The organism is Myroides odoratus (assembly GCF_001549985.1).
GTDB lineage: Bacteria > Bacteroidota > Bacteroidia > Flavobacteriales > Flavobacteriaceae > Flavobacterium > Flavobacterium odoratum_A.
Map to the genome: position 1 here is coordinate 183,392 of NZ_LROZ01000001.1, position 22,234 is coordinate 205,625.

Annotated in this window: 19 protein-coding genes; 12 read left to right on the forward strand and 7 right to left on the reverse strand. The window is 34.3% G+C overall.

The genetic code is table 11. The features are described from left to right. Window position 1: 1 nt before the first annotated feature. The 5 genes from AWV75_RS00900 to AWV75_RS00920 form a co-directional block, all read right to left on the reverse strand. Window positions 2–724: a class I SAM-dependent methyltransferase gene (locus tag AWV75_RS00900; RefSeq protein ID WP_060872595.1), complete on the reverse strand. Its 723-nt coding sequence runs from the start codon at window positions 722–724 to the stop codon at window positions 2–4. After that, window positions 721–1,959 carry a serine hydroxymethyltransferase gene (gene glyA / locus AWV75_RS00905; protein WP_060872596.1) on the reverse strand — a complete coding sequence of 413 codons (1,239 nt, stop codon included), beginning with the start codon at window positions 1,957–1,959 and terminating at the stop codon, window positions 721–723. Before glyA ends, AWV75_RS00900 begins: the two co-directional genes overlap by 4 nt. A 34-nt stretch (window positions 1,960–1,993) precedes the next feature. Further along, window positions 1,994–2,932 carry a D-alanine--D-alanine ligase family protein gene (locus AWV75_RS00910; RefSeq protein ID WP_060872597.1) on the reverse strand — a complete coding sequence of 313 codons (939 nt, stop codon included), beginning with the start codon at window positions 2,930–2,932 and terminating at the stop codon, window positions 1,994–1,996. 94 nt (window positions 2,933–3,026) lie between these two features. Next, window positions 3,027–3,416 carry a hypothetical protein gene (locus AWV75_RS00915; protein ID WP_060872598.1) on the reverse strand — a complete coding sequence of 130 codons (390 nt, stop codon included), beginning with the start codon at window positions 3,414–3,416 and terminating at the stop codon, window positions 3,027–3,029. Window positions 3,417–3,699: 283 nt separating this feature from the next. After that, on the reverse strand, window positions 3,700–4,068 hold the full coding sequence (locus tag AWV75_RS00920; protein WP_060872599.1) for a hypothetical protein: 369 nt from the start codon (window positions 4,066–4,068) through the stop codon (window positions 3,700–3,702). 339 nt (window positions 4,069–4,407) lie between these two features. Here AWV75_RS00920 and AWV75_RS00925 point away from each other — a divergent pair, with 339 nt between their 5' ends. The 7 genes from AWV75_RS00925 to AWV75_RS00955 all read left to right on the forward strand — a co-directional run bounded on the left by AWV75_RS00925 (window position 4,408) and on the right by AWV75_RS00955 (window position 12,634). Then, window positions 4,408–5,385 carry a pyruvate dehydrogenase complex E1 component subunit beta gene (locus tag AWV75_RS00925; RefSeq protein ID WP_002990040.1) on the forward strand — a complete coding sequence of 326 codons (978 nt, stop codon included), beginning with the start codon at window positions 4,408–4,410 and terminating at the stop codon, window positions 5,383–5,385. An 89-nt stretch (window positions 5,386–5,474) separates the two neighbouring features. Next, window positions 5,475–7,967, forward strand: coding sequence for a DUF5686 and carboxypeptidase-like regulatory domain-containing protein (locus tag AWV75_RS00930; RefSeq protein ID WP_060872600.1), 2,493 nt, complete (start codon window positions 5,475–5,477; stop codon window positions 7,965–7,967). An 87-nt stretch (window positions 7,968–8,054) separates the two neighbouring features. Beyond that, on the forward strand, window positions 8,055–8,582 hold the full coding sequence (locus AWV75_RS00935) for an inorganic diphosphatase (protein WP_060872982.1): 528 nt from the start codon (window positions 8,055–8,057) through the stop codon (window positions 8,580–8,582). Between the two features lie 343 nt (window positions 8,583–8,925). Next, window positions 8,926–10,371 carry an alanine/glycine:cation symporter family protein gene (locus AWV75_RS00940; protein ID WP_060872601.1) on the forward strand — a complete coding sequence of 482 codons (1,446 nt, stop codon included), beginning with the start codon at window positions 8,926–8,928 and terminating at the stop codon, window positions 10,369–10,371. Between the two features lie 53 nt (window positions 10,372–10,424). Further along, on the forward strand, window positions 10,425–10,991 hold the full coding sequence (locus AWV75_RS00945; RefSeq protein WP_060872602.1) for a GNAT family N-acetyltransferase: 567 nt from the start codon (window positions 10,425–10,427) through the stop codon (window positions 10,989–10,991). Window positions 10,992–11,105: 114 nt separating this feature from the next. Next, window positions 11,106–11,834, forward strand: a complete 729-nt coding sequence (ubiE, locus tag AWV75_RS00950) for a bifunctional demethylmenaquinone methyltransferase/2-methoxy-6-polyprenyl-1,4-benzoquinol methylase UbiE (RefSeq protein ID WP_060872603.1) — start codon at window positions 11,106–11,108, stop codon at window positions 11,832–11,834. A gap of 2 nt (window positions 11,835–11,836) precedes the next feature. Further along, the gene (locus tag AWV75_RS00955) at window positions 11,837–12,634 is read left to right on the forward strand and encodes a porin family protein (RefSeq protein WP_060872604.1); all 798 of its coding nucleotides are present in this window, start codon (window positions 11,837–11,839) and stop codon (window positions 12,632–12,634) included. Here AWV75_RS00955 and AWV75_RS00960 read toward each other — a convergent pair. Next, a complete protein-coding gene (locus AWV75_RS00960) occupies window positions 12,621–13,361 on the reverse strand; it encodes a TrmH family RNA methyltransferase (RefSeq protein WP_060872605.1) in 741 nt (246 codons plus the stop codon). The genes AWV75_RS00955 and AWV75_RS00960 overlap by 14 nt on opposite strands. Before the next feature lie 42 nt (window positions 13,362–13,403). Here AWV75_RS00960 and tamL point away from each other — a divergent pair, with 42 nt between their 5' ends. Genes tamL through accD form a run of 3 tightly spaced genes read left to right on the forward strand, consistent with a single transcriptional unit; the run spans window position 13,404 to window position 17,983 of the window. Further along, window positions 13,404–15,968, forward strand: coding sequence for a translocation and assembly module lipoprotein TamL (tamL, locus tag AWV75_RS00965; protein WP_440131124.1), 2,565 nt, complete (start codon window positions 13,404–13,406; stop codon window positions 15,966–15,968). Window positions 15,969–16,014: 46 nt separating this feature from the next. Then, window positions 16,015–17,082: a class II fructose-bisphosphate aldolase gene (fbaA, locus tag AWV75_RS00970; protein WP_060872606.1), complete on the forward strand. Its 1,068-nt coding sequence runs from the start codon at window positions 16,015–16,017 to the stop codon at window positions 17,080–17,082. A gap of 46 nt (window positions 17,083–17,128) precedes the next feature. Then, on the forward strand, window positions 17,129–17,983 hold the full coding sequence (accD, locus tag AWV75_RS00975) for an acetyl-CoA carboxylase, carboxyltransferase subunit beta (RefSeq protein ID WP_002990020.1): 855 nt from the start codon (window positions 17,129–17,131) through the stop codon (window positions 17,981–17,983). Between the two features lie 208 nt (window positions 17,984–18,191). On the opposite strand, the gene AWV75_RS00980 is transcribed toward accD, so the two are convergent. Further along, window positions 18,192–19,442 carry an ABC transporter permease gene (locus AWV75_RS00980; protein ID WP_060872607.1) on the reverse strand — a complete coding sequence of 417 codons (1,251 nt, stop codon included), beginning with the start codon at window positions 19,440–19,442 and terminating at the stop codon, window positions 18,192–18,194. Between the two features lie 182 nt (window positions 19,443–19,624). On the opposite strand from AWV75_RS00980, the gene purH reads away from it, so the two are divergent. Both purH and AWV75_RS00990 read left to right on the forward strand, forming a co-directional pair. Continuing rightward, complete coding sequence (gene purH, locus AWV75_RS00985) at window positions 19,625–21,151, forward strand: bifunctional phosphoribosylaminoimidazolecarboxamide formyltransferase/IMP cyclohydrolase (RefSeq protein WP_060872608.1); 1,527 nt, start codon at window positions 19,625–19,627, stop codon at window positions 21,149–21,151. A gap of 54 nt (window positions 21,152–21,205) precedes the next feature. Next, window positions 21,206–22,234, forward strand: a complete 1,029-nt coding sequence (locus AWV75_RS00990) for a rod shape-determining protein (protein WP_060872609.1) — start codon at window positions 21,206–21,208, stop codon at window positions 22,232–22,234.

Sequence of the window (22,234 nt, forward strand, 5' to 3'; positions counted from 1 at the left end):
TTTATTTTGTCTTTTTTTTCAGTACATAACAAACAACCTTATACTCTTCAAAAGATTCGCGAGCATCTAAAATTTCTTTATAGACGAGATTATCAAACATATCGATAATCTCAAACCCCGTTTTTTCTATTACTTCTCTCAGATTATCCACACTTTTATACGTTTCCCAAGAATCCTCATTTTGAAAATTCAAGGGAGAGCAACCTATAACAAGTCCATCATCTGCTAGAATTTTAAAAAATTTTTTGATATTATATTCTATGGAGCCACATCTATCCAAATAATTCACATTGACTATTAAATCAAAATTATTATCTACAAAATTGTATCGCTCAAAATTTTCGCACAAAAACTTAATATTCGCAAACGAAAAACTCGGTAATTTTAAGTCTTTAAAGCCCCTATTCGCTAAAGAAATCTTTTTCCCTTTATAGCTTGATGAATTAATCTCCTTTGCAGTTTCAATCATTTTTTTTGATTCATCAAGAGCTATAATAAAACTTTTCTTATAAATCTTTGCCAAATCAAAAGTTGTCCTTCCAACACCACAGCCAACATCTAAAATCTTTTTTTTATTAGTTTCTTCTAAATTGCTTACAACTAATGATATTATAGTTCGATATAATCCTTCTGAATAGGCATAATTATTTAAATACCCATATGACCATAATGCCATATAAGCTTGAACAAAATCTTCATTCTCATATTTACTCAACTCCATCATTCATAACAATATTTCACAGTTTGAAAATCTTTTCTAAAAGAAACAACTTCGTTCTTAACCTTCTCGATACTTTTCTTCCCATAATATACATCTGAGATAAATTGTGCTATCACAGGCATATCCACCTCTGTCATACCTATTCTAGTTATTTCTGGAGTACCTATCCGAAAACCCGAAGGATTTTTAAATCCTACATCACCTGGCAAGATGTTTCTGTTAAAAATTATATTTGCTTTCTCAAACCTCTTTTCTAATTCTTTTGTTTCATATTTAGACTTATTCTTCATCAACAACATATGTGTCTCTGTAAAATCTTTATCCTTAAACAAAATATTCATATCTAGATTACTTAGCTCCCTTGCCAAGGCCTTTGAATTTAATACAACATTATGTATATAATTCCTCCCAAAAAGTTTCAATTCAAGTAAAGTTACTATAGCACTTACTGTTTCGTGTAAATGATGTCCAGATACTGTTGAAGGAAAAGTTGTCTTTTTTATAATTTCACCATATTTTCCATTAGCTACGATTATAGCGTGTTGGGGGCCTGGAATTGTCTTACATGTAGAAAAGGTCATTATATCTATACCGTCTTTCATTGGGTTTTCATAATCTCCAGTAGCTATTAATCCTGCTACATGTGAAGCGTCAAAAATGGTTAAAATATCTAGTGATTTACATAACTTTACTATTTCTTTTATTTCTTGTCTAAACAATAAAACAGATCCCCCCATAATAACTAGTTTTGGTTTTTCTTGCATAATGACCTCTAAAGTGCGTGGTACATCAATAGTAAAACCATCATTACTGACAGGAATACCTAATACTTGTAGTTTAAACATATTTTTGGGCGTTCCTCCACTCATACTAATATGTCCTCCATTTTTAATTGAAAAAGACAACACTTTATCATTAGGATTAGTAAAGGCTGTATAAACAATCATATTAGCATGAGTCCCTGAAATAGGGCGTAAGTCCACAAAATCACAACAAAACATTTGCTTGACTATATCTATTCCTATTTGTTCAATTTCATCATAATATTTAATTCCAGGAAAAATCCTTTCCCCAATCCATCCTTCTGCTACTCTATTACCTAAATCAGATATCAAACAATTTTTAGCTAATGGACTGAGCAAATTCTCGCTTGCTATAAGATTTATGGTTTGAGACATCCATTTTTCATGACTATCCAGTAGTTTTTTAGTTTTTTTAATCAAATAAATTTCTTTCATATAATTATTTTTAAGTTTGGATAATATTCTTGTATTAATGATTAATTAAAGACAGTAGAATTTCATCATGTGAGATATTCTTTCTCAAACATAATTGAGGAAAAATAGAATTTGGCATTAGACCTGGTAGTAAGTTAATTTCAAGAACATAAATATTATGTTCTTTGTCGATAAGAAAGTCTGTGCGAGAAAAATTTTTACATTTAAATTCTTTATGCAATAAATATGCTATACGTTGCATTTCTTTATAAGTATCACACTCTATATCTATTATATATTCCTTTTCATTAAAACCATTTATTTTTGATTCATGAGAAAAAAAGTCTGTAAATGTTCTAGTCTTACAGATTGGCAATCTTATACTATCATTACCGTATTCAAGAATCCCAGTTGTATACTCTGTTTTATCATTATCTATTAATTCTTCCAAAAGAAAATCACTTTGGTATTCTTCTTGAAGTATTTTAATCCATTCAAAATACTCATCTTCATTTCTAATGATATTTATTCCTACAGAATCACCAAGCTTATTAGGCTTAATAATAATATTAAATCCCAATTCTTCTTTTACTTTATCATAATCAGGAGGAGTTTGATTTTCGGAAACATAAATAAATCTAGGTGTTTTTATTCCAAGAGATTGAAAAATAATTTTTGACAAATATTTATTTGACCCCAAGAAAGATGCAGTAGAACCAGAGCCAGAATATCTCATATTATGACATTCAAGGAATCCTTGAACAAAACCAAATTCACTATATACTTTTTGTTTAATAGAAAAATCAGAAGGTGTAAATAAAACGATCGATGGATTAAGTTCAATTAACTTTGAAAAAAACATACTATGAACATCTAACTTCAGAATTTGAATCTCCCATCCAACTTTACTAAATGTTTCAACTATACTTTGATAAAACTCCTTATTTTCTTGATTTCCTAAAATCACAATTAGATCTTTATCCTGTACATTCATAAATAATACTTTTTTTGTCTTTTACTATTTCTTTTCAAAACATCTATATATCTTCAAAAGGCAATTTGAGTTTTTAATAGAAGTTATTTGCTCTTTAAAAACTGACATTCGCCACTAAATTTTCTCCTATCGCCTCAGCATTTCTAAAGAGTACACCATCTCTAAATACTTGAACAGTCATCTTAGACAAACTACTTTCCCCTGAAACAGCATGACCTGTAACAGCTATCGTTACCGGCACATCTCCTGTAAAAGAACGACTCCATCTTCTTCCATCATGATCTATAGTCTCTATTTCTCTATCCCCTTCTTTGACTTGAATCCTCGTTATACTAGCTTTTTCAGAAGCTTGCACAACCACTTCATAACGAGAAACTTGACCAAGTCCTACCTCTAAATTCGCTTCATGCTTATATCCATAAGCAACCATACCTACAGCAATAACCAATACACTTAACGCTGTCATTTTCATTTTTTTCAACATAATTCACGGGGTTTTAATTGATTTACGATTCTTACAATACGCAAGATTTTTCCTTTAAACCCTGTATCAAAAAAACAGCCATTCTATCCTTTATATACTAAACTTATCAGCAATCGTATCCATATATTTGAATTGTGTATGTAATTTTCTGTTCTTCCTTAAAAGAGAATACAAATCATCCCTTTTTTGCCTCAAATACAAACAAAAAAAGAGTCCAGCAGGGCTGAACTCTTCCTTTTATATCTTTTGAAGTTACTCTAGTTCTTTCAAGAATAAATGTAAATTACATTGAAATACTTGCTACTAAAATACTTCCATCTGCTTTTGATGTTTTCACTACTTTTCCATCTTTCACAACTTCTAGTGTTAAAACACCTGCTTTATCTGCAGTATCCACTGTACCACCTGTAACAGAAACAGCTACTACTTTCTTCCCTGAAAACGATTTTGACCATTCTTTTTTTCCAAGTTCAGCAATCGTTTCTGTAGCTCCATCTTCAACCACTACGATATTATTAATTAGCGCATTATCTGATGTTTTAGCTACAATTTCATATGCATCCCCACTTGATGAATTGTCATCACTACTACAAGAATAAAGCCCCATTGAAACCATCGCACATACAAGTGCAACTTTTACCTTTTTCATCATACTTTTTAATTTTTTTTATTGTTTACAGTTACAAATAAAACAATGATTCTCAAGCTGTACAACATTTTTTAACAAATCGGCAAAACTTCATCATCTTGCGTATTTTTTCTACAATTCCACCCCTAGATTAGACACAAATTACTCAAAAAAAGCACTCTTTTTTTCCTGATTTCTCATGGGTGTATCCCTCAGGGTATCGTTTACTTTTATCCCTTAGCCCTCTACTTGTTTTGAGGAAGTGCCGTTAAAAAAAACAAAACAGAAAGTAAGATAAGCGAGGTAAGGATATTTTTTCATACTTTTGCTCCTATTGAATAATTTTACGGAAAATAAGAACTTATGAGAACGATTCAATTTAGAGAGGCCGTATGTGAAGCTATGAGCGAAGAAATGCGTCGCGATGAAACCATATATTTAATTGGAGAAGAAGTAGCGGAATATAATGGTGCTTATAAAGCTTCAAAAGGTATGTTGGACGAATTCGGTCCTAAACGCGTAATTGACGCTCCTATTGCAGAACTTGGTTTTGCAGGAATTGGTGTTGGTTCTGCCATGAATGGAAACCGTCCAATTGTTGAATTTATGACATTCAACTTCTCTTTAGTAGGAATCGACCAAATCATAAATAACGCAGCAAAAATGCGTCAGATGTCAGGTGGTCAATTCAACATTCCAATTGTATTTCGTGGACCAACGGCTTCAGCAGGACAATTAGGGGCTACTCACTCTCAAGCTTTTGAAAATTGGTATGCTAACGTACCAGGATTAAAAGTTGTGGTACCATCTAACCCTTATGATGCAAAAGGTTTATTGAAATCTGCTATTCGCGATAATGATCCTGTGATTTTCATGGAATCAGAGCAAATGTATGGAGACAAAGGAGAAGTGCCTGAGGGAGAATATACTATTCCATTAGGAGTAGCAGATATCAAAAAAGCAGGGAAAGATGTAACAATTGTTTCTTTTGGTAAAATTATCAAAGAAGCATTAAAAGCAGCTGAAGAGCTAGAGAAAGAAGGAATCTCTTGTGAGGTAATCGACTTGAGAACTGTACGTCCTTTAGATCAAGAAGCTATTTTAACTTCTGTGAAGAAAACAAACCGCTTAGTGATTTTAGAAGAAGCTTGGCCATTTGGAAGTATCTCTTCAGAAATTACGTATTTAGTTCAAGAACAAGCATTTGATCATTTAGATGCTCCAATTCAAAGAATTACAACAGCAGACACACCTGCACCTTATTCACCAGTTTTACTTGAACAATGGTTGCCAAATGCAAACGATGTAATCAAGGCAGTGAAAAAAGTACTATACAGATAAACTTTTTTAAGTAAAAAAATATTGTATATTTGAATTACTCCATCTTATTTTTAATAGGATGGAGTTTTTTGTTTACTCCCCAATTGATTATGAAAAAAAAGATATTATTTTACCTAGTTTTCCTTTTATTAGCTAGCTTTCAATGCATTGCCCAAACAAAAGTAAGTGGTAGAATTAAAGATACGAACCAAGTTGACGTATCTTATGCGAGTGTGTACTTCAAGAATTCCACCCAAGGAGTGATTGCAAATGAGCTTGGAAAATTTTATTTGGAAACTGAAAATAACTACGACACTTTAGTAGTATCATTCGTGGGATACAAAACGGCGTATATCCCTTTAAAAAGCCGTACTAACCTCGATTTAAGCATTACTTTACAAGAAGATAATATGCTCGAAGAAGTGCGTATTTTTACGGGTAAAACCTCCAAAAAGAATAACCCAGCCATTGATATTTTGCGCAAAATTTGGGAACGTAAACGCAAAAACGGTTTGTACATGTTCAGTCAATACGAATTTGACAAATACGAGAAGATTGAATTCGACCTGAACTCTATTGACAGTGCTTACCGCAAGAAAAAGATATTCAAAGGCATGGAATTCATTTTTGATCAAGTGGATACCAACCGCATCACCGGAAAAACATACCTCCCTATTTTCATCAATGAGAATATTGGACAAGTATTTGGAGATAATATCGACAACAAAAAAATAGAGAAAACCTTAGGAAACAAAAACTCAGGTTTTGATACCAACCAACATATTATTGAGTTTGTCAAAGATTTATATGCAGAATATAATATCTACAACAACTATATCAAGATTTTTGACAAAGATTTCGTCAGTCCGTTATCGCGAACAGGAATCAATGTTTACAACTACGTTTTAGCGGACAGTGCCTTTATTGATAACAAATGGTGCTACAACATTGTTTACTACCCAAGACGAAAAGGAGAACTCACATTCAAAGGTGATTTTTGGGTTAATGACTCTACCTATGCCATCAAAAAAATCAATATGGAAGCCAGTCGTGATGCAAATATCAACTGGGTGAAAGAAATTTATATTGAGCAAGAATTTGATGTATTGAATGATTCCGTATTCTTACTGACGCGTGATCACTTCATGTCCGATTTTGCTCTTTCGAAAAAAGAAGAATCCAAAGGTATCTATGGCAAGCGAACAACCGTATACCAAAATCATCAATTCAACATCAAACATCCAGATGATTTTTATAAAAAGGATGTCAATGAATATGACGAGTCTATTTATACTCGCTCAGATGATTTCTGGCAAACCTATCGTTTTGAACCTTTGAGTAAGGATGAATTTGGTATCTACAAAATGTTAGACACCTTAAAAACTGTACCTAAGTTTAGATTTTTATTTGACTTAACGTCGACCATTGCTAGTAATTACTATAATATTCCGAAATACAAATTCGACTATGGACCTATTTTCTCGACCTTCGGTTACAATGATATTGAAGGGTTGCGTATGCGTGCTGGAGGGCGAACTTATTTTGGTCCTAATGACAAATGGAGATTAGAAGGATATGGGGCTTATGGTTTCAAAGACAATAAATTCAAATATGGTATCAGTGGAAAAGTATTACTTCACAGTCCATCTCGTTTTATCCTTTTTGGAGGAAACCGTCGAGATGTTGAACAAATTGGAGTGAGTTTGACAGAAACGAATGATGTATTGGGTCGTAGTTTCGCTTCAAGTTCTCTTTTTGCTAGTGGAGATAATTCCAAATTGACTGACATCAATCTTTCAACAATAGGGTTAGAAATTGAGCCAGTAAAAAACTTGCGTTTATTGACCACCTTCAGTTACCGAACCCTAAAACCAGCCTCGGACCTCTTCAACTTAGACTACTATGTAGACAAAGAGCGTACGCTTATCTCGAATGAAACCAAACAATCAGAAGTGGAGATGGCAATTGATTATACACCAGGAAAAAGAACAATTGGCTATGGAGTAGATCGCAAAGAAATTGACCAGAAATACCTCAAATTGTACCTGCGTTATAGTCATGGTTTCAAAGGTGCTTTCGACAGTAATTTCCAATATGACAAATTGCAATTATATGCTCGAAAACCTATTTTATTAGGAGGTTTCGGAACATTTACCACTACATTTGAAGCAGGTAAAACATTTGGAGAAGTTCCTTTAGGCTTACTAAGTGTAGTACCAGGTAACCAATCGTGGTTCAATATCGAAAATACGTTTGCAAACTTGAATTATTATGAATTTGTAACGAACGAATACGCTTCTATTCACTTAGAACACAATTTTGGAGGACGCTTACTTTCGAGAATTCCTTGGTTTAGAGATTTTAACTTAAGGGAGATTGTCGGGATTCGAGGAATTTACGGTAAAATTTCTCAAGAGAACATTAATTTAAATGCTTCTCAATTGGTATACAAAGCGCCTGAAGACTTTTATTATGAATATTATGTAGGTGTGGGTAATATTTTTAAAATTTTCAGACTTGACTTAAGCTGGAGAGGAAATTATCTAGATATGCCAGATGCGAGAAGGTTTGCAATTCGAGGTTCTTTTGGAATTTATTTCTAATATTATGGATAAAACTTGGTAAACAGCACGAATTGAAGTATTTTTGCACCCATTATTAAGTTATTTGACTATAAAAAATAAATGAATATGAGTACATTCGAAACTTTTGATGCCTTTATTGAAATCCCAGCAGGTAGTAGAAATAAATACGAATATGATTTTGATTTAAAACGATTGAGATTTGATCGTTTACTTTACTCAAACATGAGATATCCAGCTGACTACGGTTTCATTCCTGAAACGTTAGCTTTAGATGGAGATCCACTAGACGTACTAGTATTATTTACTGAACCATCTCTTCCAGGAATGGTTGTTGAAGTAAAACCTATTGGTATTTTTTACATGGCTGATGACAAAGGACAAGATGAGAAAATTCTTTGTGTTCCTGTTTCAGATCCATTGATGAATAAATTAAATGACATCAACGATGTAAATGAACACTTCAAAAAAGAAGTAGAACATTTCTTCAAAGTTTATAAAGACTTAGAAAACAAAACTGTTACTACAAATGGTTTTGGAGATAAAGCTGCTGCTGTAAAAATGATTCAAGAATGTACAGCGCGTTTTGATAACTTAGAAAACAAAGCAGAAGGTTTATTCAGCATCCGTTACTAAGCACAAAGGTTAAAAATAGTATATAAAAGCTACTTCAATAATGAAGTAGCTTTTTTTTATGCCTACCACCTTCCCTACTTCCCAACGAACTTTAGCAATCTCTTTTATTCAACTCCCAATCACCGTTCAATCATCTTCGAAAAAAAAACTTTCACAAAGAAAATTTGAGGTTGTATGGAAATGATTTAAACAAAACACCTCTGGAATCTTCTTCTTCATTTCATCAAAAAAAGCACCTTTCTCTTTCACTATACAAAACAAAAAAACCGATTACATATAATAATCACAACAAAGTTGTGTATTTGATTAAAAAATTATTATTTTTCAATTCAAAATATTTCTAATGGAAGAAGCAATTAAATTTATTAACGACATACTATGGTCTAATGTATTTATCATTTTATGTCTTGGAGCAGGGTTGTTTTTCACAATCAAAACGAAATTTGTTCAAGTGCGTTACATCAAACAAATGGTAAAACTACTCTTTACGGAAGGATCTTCCGAAAAAGGTGTAAGTCCCTTTCAAGCCTTTAGTATTGCAATTGCTGGACGTGTAGGAGTGGGAAATATTGTAGGGGTTGCCACTGCAATTGCATATGGTGGACCTGGCGCAATCTTTTGGATGTGGATGATTGCCTTTTTAGGTAGTGCTTCTGCCTTTGTTGAATCTACCTTAGCCCAGATATACAAAGAAGAGAAAAATGGTCAGTATTGTGGAGGGCCTGCTTTTTATATTGAAAAAGGATTAAACAGTAAAAAGTTGGCCTTGGTTTTTTCTTTTGTAACCATTATCAGCTGTGTGCTATTTTTACCCAGCATCCAAGGAAACAGTATTTCTATCAGCATCAAAGATGCTTTTCAAGTTCCACAATGGATTACCGGAATTGCTATCTGTGTTTTACTTAGTCTAACTGTATTTGGAGGAGCTAAAAAAATTGGTCGAATTGCCCAAGTTGTTGTTCCTTTCATGGCAGTAATTTACATTGTCATGGCTGTTATCATCATTGCCATTAACGCAAAAGAAATTCCTTCAATTTTTGCATTAATCTTTCGTTCTGCCTTCAACTTAGAAGCAACTTTCAGTGGTATCTTTGGTGCTGCTATTGCTTGGGGAGTAAAACGCGGAATTTATTCCAATGAAGCGGGACAAGGTACCGCTCCTCATGCTGCTGCTGCATCCGAAACCTCTCACCCTGTTAAACAAGGATTGGTACAAGCTTTTTCCGTTTACATAGACACCTTATTTGTTTGTACTGCTACTGCATTGATGATTTTATTCACGCATCAATACAATGTTTTCGATGAAGCAGGCAATTACATCGTCAATAATATTCCTGGAGTAGAAGTAGGTTCTGCCTATACAGTAAAAGCAATAGCCGTACACTTCCCTTTATTGGCTAGTCAATTCATCGCTATTGCCTTAACTTTCTTTGCCTTTACGACCATCATGTCTTATGTATTTATTGCAGAATCAAATTTTAATTATCTAACCAATCAACCTAGAACTATTCTTCGTTGGTTGATGCGCTTGATTTTATTAGCCACGGTATTTTATGCTTCTATCAATGAATCTTCTACTGCTTGGGGCATTGGAGATATCGGCGTCGGACTTATGGCATGGATTAACTTTATCGTCATTCTATTCCTCTATAAACCTACCATTATTGCCTTAAATGATTATATCGCCCAATACAAACAGGGCTTGAATCCCATCTTTGATCCAGAAAAGCTAAACATTAAAAATGCAAGTGCTATTTGGCAAAGATTACTAAAAGAAAGAAAAAATTAGTTGAACACTAACAAACTCTTTCCTAACTTTGTAAAAAATTAAAAAACAAAATCATGCATTTTACCATTAGACCTGCACAAAAGGAAGATTTTGATGTTGTTCCTGAATTAATGCTACAAGCGATGGAAGACATTGTATTCCGTTTTATTCAACAAGAAGATATTGAAGAAGCCATTAATTTTCTAACTACTTTATTCAAACAACCTGATAATTTATACAGCTACCAAAATACATTTGTTGCTGTTGACCAAGAAGATAATATCGTTGGCTCAATTACAGGGTATAACGGGGATGATTTTATCAAATTAAGAGAACCCGTGCTAGCATTAATGCAGAAGAAGTACAACAATGATATGATTCCGGAGCCTGAAACAGAAGGTGGAGAATATTATCTTGACACTGTTGCGGTCTCTCCCTTGGTACAAGGAAAAGGTGTTGGCAGTCATTTGTTAAAAGCAGCTACAGATTTTGCTCAATCTCAACAATATAAACAAGTGGGATTAATTGTAGACTTAGAAAATCCTAATGCCATGAAATTATATACAAGACTGGGGTTTGTTCAAGGAAAAAAACTTGATTTTGTTGGTGGAGAATATTATCACATGTACCTAAAATTCTAATTTATACAAGGGAATATCGATTTGATATTCCCTTTTTTAGTTCCCTCTCTTTATTCCTCGATAGACCCTCTCTTTTTGATAGAGATTATTTATATTTGCCTAAAAATAATAACAATGAGTAAAAATATCACGCCCTATAAAGATTCTCAGCTTGGAAAGAAACAACAAGTAGAGCAAATGTTCGATACAATTTCAGGTAACTATGACAATTTGAATCGAATGATCTCATTAGGGACGGATCAAGGTTGGAGAAGAAAAGTGCTAAAATTGGTTGCTGAAACTAATCCTACGACTATATTAGATATCGCTACAGGAACTGGTGATATGGCGATTCTTTTATCAAAAACGAATGCTCAGAAAATCACAGGTTTAGATTTATCTGCAGGAATGCTGGAGGTAGGTAGAAAAAAAATAAAAGCATTAAATCTAGACCATCGCATTGAAATGATTCAAGGTGATTCAGAAAATTTACCCTTTGAAGACAACTCCTTTGATGCCATTACGGTGGGCTTTGGAATACGAAATTTTGAAAATTTAGAAAAAGGTTTAACAGAAATTTTAAGAGTATTAAAACCTAATGGAATTTTTATTATCTTAGAAACCTCAGTTCCGACTAAATTTCCTTTTAAGCAAGGGTACTTCTTTTACACAAAAAACATTATGCCATTTATGGGTAAACTGTTTTCAAAAGACCAAGATGCTTATAAATATTTATCTGATTCTGCTCAAAATTTCCCTTTTGGACAAGAATTGAACAATATTTTAGTGAAAGTTGGGTTTAAGACTGTAAAACACCGTCCGCAAACGATGGGTATAGCAACCATATATTCTGCTTCAAAGTAGTTATGAGAAAACTGTTTATCTTACTTATTATTCTATTCACCTCTGCAAATGTATCTGCACAGTGGATTTTTGGGAGAAATCCAATACTAAATAAATCTGATTGGGACAAACAACGGGTTCACTACGGGTATTATATTGGGTCCAATTTCTTGAATTTCAATTTTGACTACGATAAACAATATTACGACAAACTGAAAAGTTTAGCTGGCGAATACGGCAGCGATCATACAGAAATACAAGTAACAACTAATATGGGTTTCAATGTGGGACTTGTAGGAAACTTGCGCATTATGGAGTATTTGGACTTGCGCTTTGAACCAGGATTGATCTATTCTAAACGCGATTTAAAATTCCCTCGCGCTTTTGTCATGGATTATTACATGAAGAACAAGCCTAATGCGGTTCCTTCTCTACAGGAAATAACCAATTCAAGTACAAAGTCCATCAGTTCGACCCTAATTCACTTGCCTTTGCTTCTTAAATTCTCAGCGTTGCGTACTGGAAATATTCGCCCTTATGTATTAGGTGGTTTTTCTGCTGACCTAAACTTAAGTAGTAACCACAAATCAGACGACGATAACTACGAAGGAGTTTGGAGAATGAAACAATGGACTACGAACTACGAATTAGGAGTTGGTGTTGACATTTACTTCGAATACTTCAAATTCAGTCCTTCTATCCGTGGTGTATTTGGTTTAGGTGATGAATTAATTCGCGATAAAGATCCAGATAGCCCTTGGACTGGACATATCAGCTCTATGAAAACAAAAGGTATTTTCTTAAACTTTACTGTGCATTAAAAACACTTCTTCGGAATTCACTCAATACTATAGAGGTAGCCATAGCTACATTCAAGCTCTCTGTTTGCTGTAAATTGCCAAAACGAGGAATTGTAATTTTGCGAGAAACCAGCTGTTCTATTTCGGCAGAAATACCATTGGCTTCATTTCCCATGACGATAACTCCTGGCATTACCTTTTTCATCTCATAGATATTCTCACCGCCTAAAAAGGTTCCATATAGCGGTACCTCTACGGTTTCTAATAGCTCCGCTAAATCCGTATACACTATGTTTACACGAGAAACAGATCCCATGGTTGCTTGAATTACTTTAGGATTATAACAATCTACGGTTTCAGATGAACACACCATATGACTAATACCAAACCAATCGCATAAACGAATAATGGTTCCTAAATTTCCAGGATCTCGAATATCATCTAAAGCGACTACCCAATCGGAAAAATCAATTGTTTTACTTTCTAAGCAATGAAATACAGCCAAACAATTAGGCGTTGTAGTCAAAGCACTCATTTTATTTAAATCATCCTGAGAAACTCGTGTAACTTGATGTGCAGGAACTCCAAAATTCATCTCATTTGTCACATATAGATGATCTAAAACGAAAGACGATTGCAAGAGTTCTTGGATGACTTTAACCCCCTCTGCAATAAATAATTGGTGCTCTTTTCTATATTTTTTTTGATGAAGGCTTTTTATTCGCTTAATTTGGTTTTTGGTAACCATAAAAAAATGTATTTTTGATCTGTATATATCGATGTAATAAAGTTGGGCAATTTTTTATCAAAAATAGTATTTATTCTTATAATCTCTGCATGTTTTTTTTCGTGTTCCTTAACGAAGAATGTGCCAGAGGATTATGATTTATTAATGGAAAACAGCATTGTTCTCAATGATAAGAAAACATCAAAAGAAGAGATTTACAACCAGCTGTACCAACAACCTAATAGCAAATTTCCTGTTATTGGCACGCGTCTACGTTTGAATTTATACAACTTAGCAAGACAAGATGCGGATTCCAACTACCACGCTTGGTTAAATAAACATCCCAAAACAGATAAAGCGCTGGAAGGAGTTCTTTCTCGCAAGCAAGTTAATCGCTTAGGTCAATCGTTTATTATTGCTGGTTTCAATAATTTCCTAATCAAAACAGGTGAACCTCCTGTATTATATGATAGCCTTAAAACAGAAAAATCCTTAACGCGATTGAAAAACTATTATTTCAACAAAGGATATTTTGATACGAAGGTTACGAATGAAACGAAACGCATCGGTGAACAAAAAATGACGAATTCCTATTTCATCACAACAGGAAATCCTTATTTGATTGATAGTATTTCGTATCTAATCAGCACACCTGCATTAAAAACATTATACGAAAGCAATCAAACCAAAAGCTTGCTAAAAACGAATACTGTATTTGATGTAAAGAACTTTGAAGAGGAACGCAAACGCATCACTTCTATTTATCGAAATCACGGAGCTTATCACTTCCAAGAAATCAATATTCGCTATGAAGTAGACACTATTTTAGATAGTAAGAACAAGGCGAACATTTTGTTGATTGTCGATCAACAAACCGTAAAATCTGGAGATACTTTAAGTCAAGTACCTTTTAAGATTTACCACATTAGCAAGGTGAATATTTTCACCGATAATGTTTCTAAAAACAAAGCCTATGTATTGGACAGCATTCAATACAACGGTTTTAATATTTATAGTTCAACGAAACTCCAATACAAGCCCAAGGCTTTAACGGATGCTATATTCATTACCCCAGAAAGCACTTTCAGTGATTCGAGACGTATTCTTACCTCTCGTTCTATCAGTAATTTACGCATCTTTAATTACCCTGTAATTGAATATGTAGAGGATCCTACTGATCCTAAAGGCGAGACATTGATTAGTAATATCTATTTAACTTCTCGTAAAAAAATGACCTTCAATCCTTCCCTAGATGTGACACACTCCAATATTCAAGATTTCGGAATTGGTGGTAGCATGGGGTTATTGTTTCGAAATGTATTTAAAGGAGCTGAAATTCTAGAATTTGGATTGCGAGGTACCATTGGTTCCTCAAGACAAATGAGTAATCCCAACGATGTGTTTTTTAACGTTACAGAGTATGGAGCTGATATTAAATTGACCTTTCCACGTTTTTTGTTTCCCTTTGCATCCAATAAAATCATCCCTAAATCCATGCTTCCTACCACAGCTATGAGCTTTGGTTTTTCAAGACAACGAAACATTGGTTTGGATAAAGATAACTTCACGGGAATCATCAATTATAGCTGGTATCCTTCGCGTACTAATTCATTTAGTGTGGATGTTGCCAATATTCAATATGTAAGAAATACAAACCCAAACAACTATTTTAGTGTATACAAATCTTCATACAACACCCTGAATAACATTGCAAAAGGATATGAAGTACCTACAGAATATGTAGATGAAAGTGGAGATTTGACCATCCAAGGAGAAGGTGCTAATCGCTTCATTAATGATGCTTTAGCCACCAATAATCCTTTAGGAATTTCTACTGAGGACTATGGCGAGATTCGCAGTATTCAAGAGCGCAAAGTTCGCCTTTCTGAAAACAACTTAATTTTAGCCTCGAATATTTCCTTTAATTCATCAACGAGAACCGGAATTAATGATAATAGTTTCTATACCGTTCGTGCAAAGGTTGAGGCTGCTGGTGGGTTACTTGATTTAATTATGAATCGCGTCAGTGACAAAGAAGGACATACAGGTAAAAGAACGTTATTTGACGTAGAGTATTCACAATACATTAAAACGGAGCTAGATTTTGTAAAATATTGGGATATTGGACGTCAACAAATCATTGCGATCCGTTTATTTGGTGGTTTGGCGGTTCCTTATGGCAATGCCAATTCTATTCCGTTCTCTCGAAGCTATTTTTCAGGAGGATCGAATGACAACCGCGGGTGGCAATCTTATCGTTTAGGTCCAGGTAAAAGTGGAGGAATTAACGATTTCAATGAAGCTAATATGAAACTCTTCTTTAGTACAGAGTACCGCTTCAATATTACAGGTAAGTGGAATGGGGCGTTCTTTGTGGATGCAAGTAATATTTGGAATGTTTTTGATAATATCGAAGATAAGAACTACACCTTCAATGGGGTAAGCTCACTTAAAGATTTAGCAGTAAGTTCAGGTTTTGGAATTCGCTATGACTTTAGTTTCTTTGTATTCCGATTAGATATGGGATTCAAGACGTATGATCCATCTATTTACTCCAAACGCAAATGGTTTGGAGAATTTAGCTTCAAAGAGTCAGTCTTGAATGTTGGTATTAATTATCCATTCTAATCAAATAATAATTAGTATTTTTGTCCAATAAATTAAACACACGACTATGGCACACAATATTAAACCTGGAGTAGCATTTGGAGATCAAGTGCAAGAAATATTCAACTATGCAAAAGAGAAAGGTTTTGCTTTACCCGCTGTTAACGTGACTAGTTCTAGTACAATTAACGGTGTATTGGAAACAGCAGCAAAACTAAATGCGCCTGTTATTATTCAGTTTTCGAATGGTGGTGCATCTTTTATGGCAGGAAAAGGTTTATCTAATGAGAATCAAAAATCTGCTATTGCAGGAGCTATTGCAGGAGCAAAACACGTACACGCTTTAGCTGAAGCTTATGGTGTGCCTGTTATTTTACATACGGATCACTGTGCAAAAAAACTATTACCTTGGATTGATGGTTTGCTAGATGCTAGTGAAGAACATATGACGAAATACGGAAAACCGTTATTTAGTTCACATATGATTGATTTATCAGAAGAACCAATCCAAGAAAACATTGAAATTTCTAAAAAATACCTAGAAAGAATGGACAAAATGGGTATGACTTTAGAGATTGAATTAGGAATTACAGGAGGAGAAGAAGACGGAGTAGATAACTCAGGTGTTGATTCTTCTAAACTATATACACAACCAGACGAAGTTGCTTATGCTTATGAAGAGCTAAGTAAAGTAAGTCCTCGTTTTACCATTGCAGCTGCTTTTGGAAATGTACACGGGGTTTACAAACCAGGAAACGTAAAACTTACACCAATTATCTTGAAAAACTCTCAAGATTATGTAGCGAAGAAATTCAACTTAGGATCTAATCCTGTTGATTTTGTATTCCATGGTGGTTCTGGTTCATCACTAGAAGAAATTAGAGAAGCTATCTCTTATGGTGTAATCAAAATGAATATCGATACAGATATGCAATTTGCTTATACAGAAGGAATAAGAGATTATATGACTTCAAAAATTGAATATTTAAAAACACAAATAGGAAACCCTGAGGGAGCAGATGTACCGAATAAAAAGTACTACGATCCACGTGCATGGGTAAGACAAGGAGAAATCACTTTCAATGCTCGTTTAGAAGAGGCATTTAAAGATTTAAACAATGTAAATACATTGTAATTTCTTCTCTAAACCTATTAACATAGTATAAACAAAACAGACATTTATGGCTTGGTTTAAAAGAACAGAAAAAGGAATTCAAACACCAACTGAGGACAAAAAGGATATACCAAAAGGATTATGGTACAAATCACCAACAGGTAAAATTATAGATTCTGAAGAACTAGAAAAAAACCTTTGGGTAAGTCCAGAAGATGGTTACCATGTTCGAATTGGCAGTAAAGAGTATTTTGAAATTCTTTTTGATAATGGCGATTACAAAGAAATAGCAAAGAGTTTATCTTCAAAGGATATGTTGAAATTTGAGGATACAAAAAAATATGTAGATCGTTTAAAAGAAGCTACTTCAAAAACGCAATTGAATGATGCTGTGCGTGTAGCTGTTGGAAATTCAAAAGGAGAGAAATTAGTTGTTGCTGCAATGGATTTTGCTTTTATTGGTGGATCTATGGGATCTGTAGTAGGTGAAAAAATTGCAAGGGGAATTGATTATTCTTTAAAGCACAAAATTCCTTTTTTAATGATTTCTAAATCAGGAGGAGCACGTATGATGGAAGCTGGTTTTTCATTGATGCAAATGGCAAAAACTTCTGCTAAGTTGACGCAACTAAGTGATGCTAAGATTCCTTATATTTCACTTTGTACGGACCCTACGACAGGAGGTATTTCTGCATCTTTCGCTATGTTAGGGGACATTAATATCGCTGAACCAGGAGCTTTAATCGGATTTGCTGGACCGCGAATTGTAAAAGATACAACTGGAAAAGATTTACCAGAAGGATTCCAAACCTCTGAATTCTTATTAGAACACGGATTCCTAGATTTCATTACACATCGTAAGGAATTAAAGAAAAATGTAAATCTATACTTAGATTTGATTTTAAATCGTCCAATTAGATAATAAAAAAAAGAGTTGCTTTAAAGCAACTCTTTTTTTTATGTGGATGGTGAGGAGTTTGATGGTGTGGCGGTGAGGTGGTGAGGTGGTATGGTGGTATGATCGTGAGGTGGTGAGGAGTTTGATGGTGAGATGATCAGATGGTGTGGTGGTGAGATGGTGTGTGGTTTTATCGATAAAAACCCTTAACTCCTAACCCTTAACTCTTAACCTACATTCCTGATCGAATTGCTTCAACTGGATCTAATTTCGCCGCCGATTGCGCAGGCAAATACCCTGAAATCAATCCTATGACGATAGACAATCCCAATCCAATTCCAATATTAAACAAACTTAATACAAAATCAAAATCAAGCAGTACACTTACTCCTTTTGCTATCACCCAAACGACAATAATCCCTACTAATCCTCCTATTAAAGCTAATATAATCGACTCAAACAAGAATTGTAAGAGAATAACACGTCGCTTAGCTCCTATTGCTTTCTGAATACCTATTAAGTGCGTGCGTTCTTTGACGGACACAAACATAATATTGGCAATCCCAAATCCTCCAACCAAAAGGGAGAACATACTGATAATCCAACCTACGATATTCATCTGTCCGATAATATTGTCCAAAAACTCCATCATGCCTCCAAATACATTGACAAAGAAATTCGTATCCTCACCTACTTTTAAACCTCGAAATGCACGTAATTTAGTGGTAATTTCATCTTCAAAAAGTTTAATATCTGCTTTTTCATTGGGTTTTAAAATAATTACAGGCGTATAGGCTTTGATGTTATCTCCAAACATTTGTCGAAATAAGTTTACAGGTATATACGCTGTTTCATCGTGCCCCCCTCCTATGGAAATTGCTCCTTGCTTATCTAAAACACCAATGACCACAAATTTACGTCCGTATAAGCGAATGTTCTTCCCTAAAGGATCTTGCCCCGGAAAAAGTGTATTGGCAATTTCGTTTCCAATAACAATAACCCCACTTCCATTCACGGCCTCTGATTCATTAAAAAAACGTCCACTAGCCATTTTCACGTTATCCAGGTATTGCATATCCGCACTACAAGGGCGTACAATCACATCATTCGCATAATAACGATCTGCTTTCATATTTTCATTGCGCACGAAAAAATTGAAGGAAGCATATTCGACATCACTTAAATTTCTTTTTAAATAATCGTATTCTTCATAAGTTACATCGGGAAACTGATCAATCTTCCAACGGGGAATTTCGGACGGTCCAAAGGAATGATTAAATACATAAATCATGTTGCGATCGAATCCACTTAATTCTGATTTTATCGTTCGATCCATCGAATCTACAGCTGCTAAAACGGCAATAATAGAAAAAATCCCCACCGTCACCCCTAAGAGAGAAAGCAAGGTTCTAAGTTTATTTGTTCTCAATGCATTGATTGCAAATTGAAAACTACTGAGTAAAAGCCTAAAATATATTATCATAGCAACAAATTCAACAACTTCCTTATTAGTAGTAGAAGAGCATAAAAGTTACACTTCTCCTCCATTTTTCTTTTAAAAAAACAAGACAATTTACGCCTCTTAAAATTAAAATAAAAACTTCTATATTAACTTTATAAATACCTAGACATTAGTTATTTTTGCCGTTTAATTAATAACACACAATGAACACAACTAAAAAGATTCAATCGGCCTTAATTTCTGTTTTTAGCAAAGACGGATTAGAACCTATTGTAAGAGAACTACACAAAAACGAAGTAACTATCTATTCTACTGGTGGTACAGAAACTTTCATTAAAGATTTAGGTATTCCTGTTGTACCTGTTGAAGATATTACTTCATATCCTTCTATTTTAGGAGGTAGAGTAAAAACTTTACACCCAAAAATTTTCGGTGGAATCTTAAATAGACAAGATCATGAGGGAGATATTCAACAAATGAAAGAATTTGAAATTCCTCAAATCGATGTAGTCATTGTAGATTTATATCCATTTGAAAAAACAGTTGCTTCTGGAGCGAATGAAGCAGATATCATTGAAAAAATTGATATCGGAGGTATTTCATTAATCCGTGCAGCTGCTAAAAACTTCAAAGACACTGTTATCGTACCTTCAGTAAATGAATACGATTTATTTTTACAGATGTTGATTGAGCATCAAGGTTCAACAACATTAGCACAGAGACGTTTACTAGCAACAAAAGCGTTTCACGTTTCTTCCCATTACGATGGAGCCATTTTCAACTACTTCAATGAAGCGGATGACACATTAAAAATCAGCCATGCAGAAGGAATTGAATTGCGTTATGGAGAAAACCCACACCAAAAAGGACACTTCTTTGGTGATTTCGATCAATTATTCAAAAAATTGAACGGAAAAGAATTGTCGTACAACAACTTATTAGATGTTGATGCTGCTGTAAACTTAATGAATGAATTCAAAGGAGAGCAACCAACATTCGCTATTTTAAAACACAACAATGCTTGTGGTGTAGCACAGAGAAGCACAATGAAAGAAGCCTATGTAGATGCATTAGCTGGAGATCCTACTTCTGCATTTGGAGGTGTTTTAATTGCAAATGGAACGATTGATGTTGCGACAGCACAAGAAATCAACCAATTATTCTGCGAAGTTGTAATTGCACCTGCTTATGAAGAGGCAGCCATTGAAATCTTAAAAGAAAAGAAAAATAGAATTATCTTGATTTTAAACGAAATTGAATTACCTAAGAAACACGTACGTACTTGTTTAAATGGTATTTTAGTTCAAGATAAAGATCATGTAACTGACAATAAAGACCACTTAACAACCGTTACTAAAGTAGCCCCTTCAGATCAAGAAGTAGTTGATTTATTATTTGCTTCTAAAATCTGTAAACACACCAAATCAAACACAATTGTTTTGGTAAAAGACGGTCAACTTTGTGCTTCTGGAACAGGGCAAACATCAAGAGTAGATGCTTTACGTCAAGCAATTGAGAAAGCTAATTCATTTGATTTCAACCTACAAGGAGCTGTAATGGCAAGTGATGCATTTTTCCCTTTCCCGGACTGTGTTGAGATTGCTGGAAATGCAGGAATCACTGCGGTTATTCAACCTGGTGGATCAATTAAAGACGATTTGAGTGTGACTTATTGTGATGAAAATAAAATCGCAATGGTTTTCACGGGAATTCGTCATTTTAAACATTAATTTACTAATTTTGTAGAACAACATAAATATTAACTCTAAAAGCCTTTTATATCTATGGGATTTTTTGATTTCATGACGGAAGATATCGCAATCGATTTAGGAACTGCGAATACCCTTATCATTCACGATGGAAAAGTTGTCGTTGACAATCCATCAATCGTTGCTAGAGATAGGACAACGGGAAAAATTATAGCCGTTGGAAAAGAAGCGAGTTTGATGCAAGGGAAAACTCATGGTAACATCAAAACAATACGCCCTTTAAAAGACGGAGTTATTGCTGATTTCGACGCATCAGAAAAAATGATAAGCCTCTTTATCAAAAGCATTCCAGCACTAAGAAAAAAAATGTTTACTCCAGCTTTACGCATGGTGGTATGTATTCCTTCAGGAATCACTGAAGTAGAAATGCGTGCAGTAAAAGAATCTTGTGAGCGTGTGAATGGTAAAGAGGTTTATTTAATACATGAACCAATGTCTGCTGCAATTGGTATTGGTGTAGACATTATGCAACCAAAAGGAAATATGATTGTTGATATCGGAGGAGGAACAACAGAAATTGCTGTTATTGCTCTTGGAGGTATTGTATGTGATAAATCTGTAAAAATTGCAGGTGACGTATTCACCAATGACATCATTTACTATATGCGTACGCAACACAACTTATTTGTTGGAGAAAGTACAGCAGAAAAAATTAAAATTCAAACAGGAGCTGCAACAGAAGATTTAGAAACGGCTCCAGAAGATATGCTTGTTCAAGGACGTGACTTGTTAACAGGGAAACCAAAACAAGTAACTGTTTCTTACCGTGAAATAGCAAAAGCATTAGACAAATCAATACAACGTATCGAAGATGCTGTAATGGAAACGTTATCTCAAACGCCTCCAGAATTAGCAGCAGATATTTATAACACAGGAATTTACCTTGCTGGTGGAGGATCTATGTTGAGAGGATTAGACAAGCGAATCTCTCAAAAAACGGATTTACCTGTTTATATTGCTGAGGATCCATTGCGTGCAGTTGTACGCGGAACAGGCCTTGCCATCAAAAATATTGACAAATACAAAAGTGTATTGATAAAATAA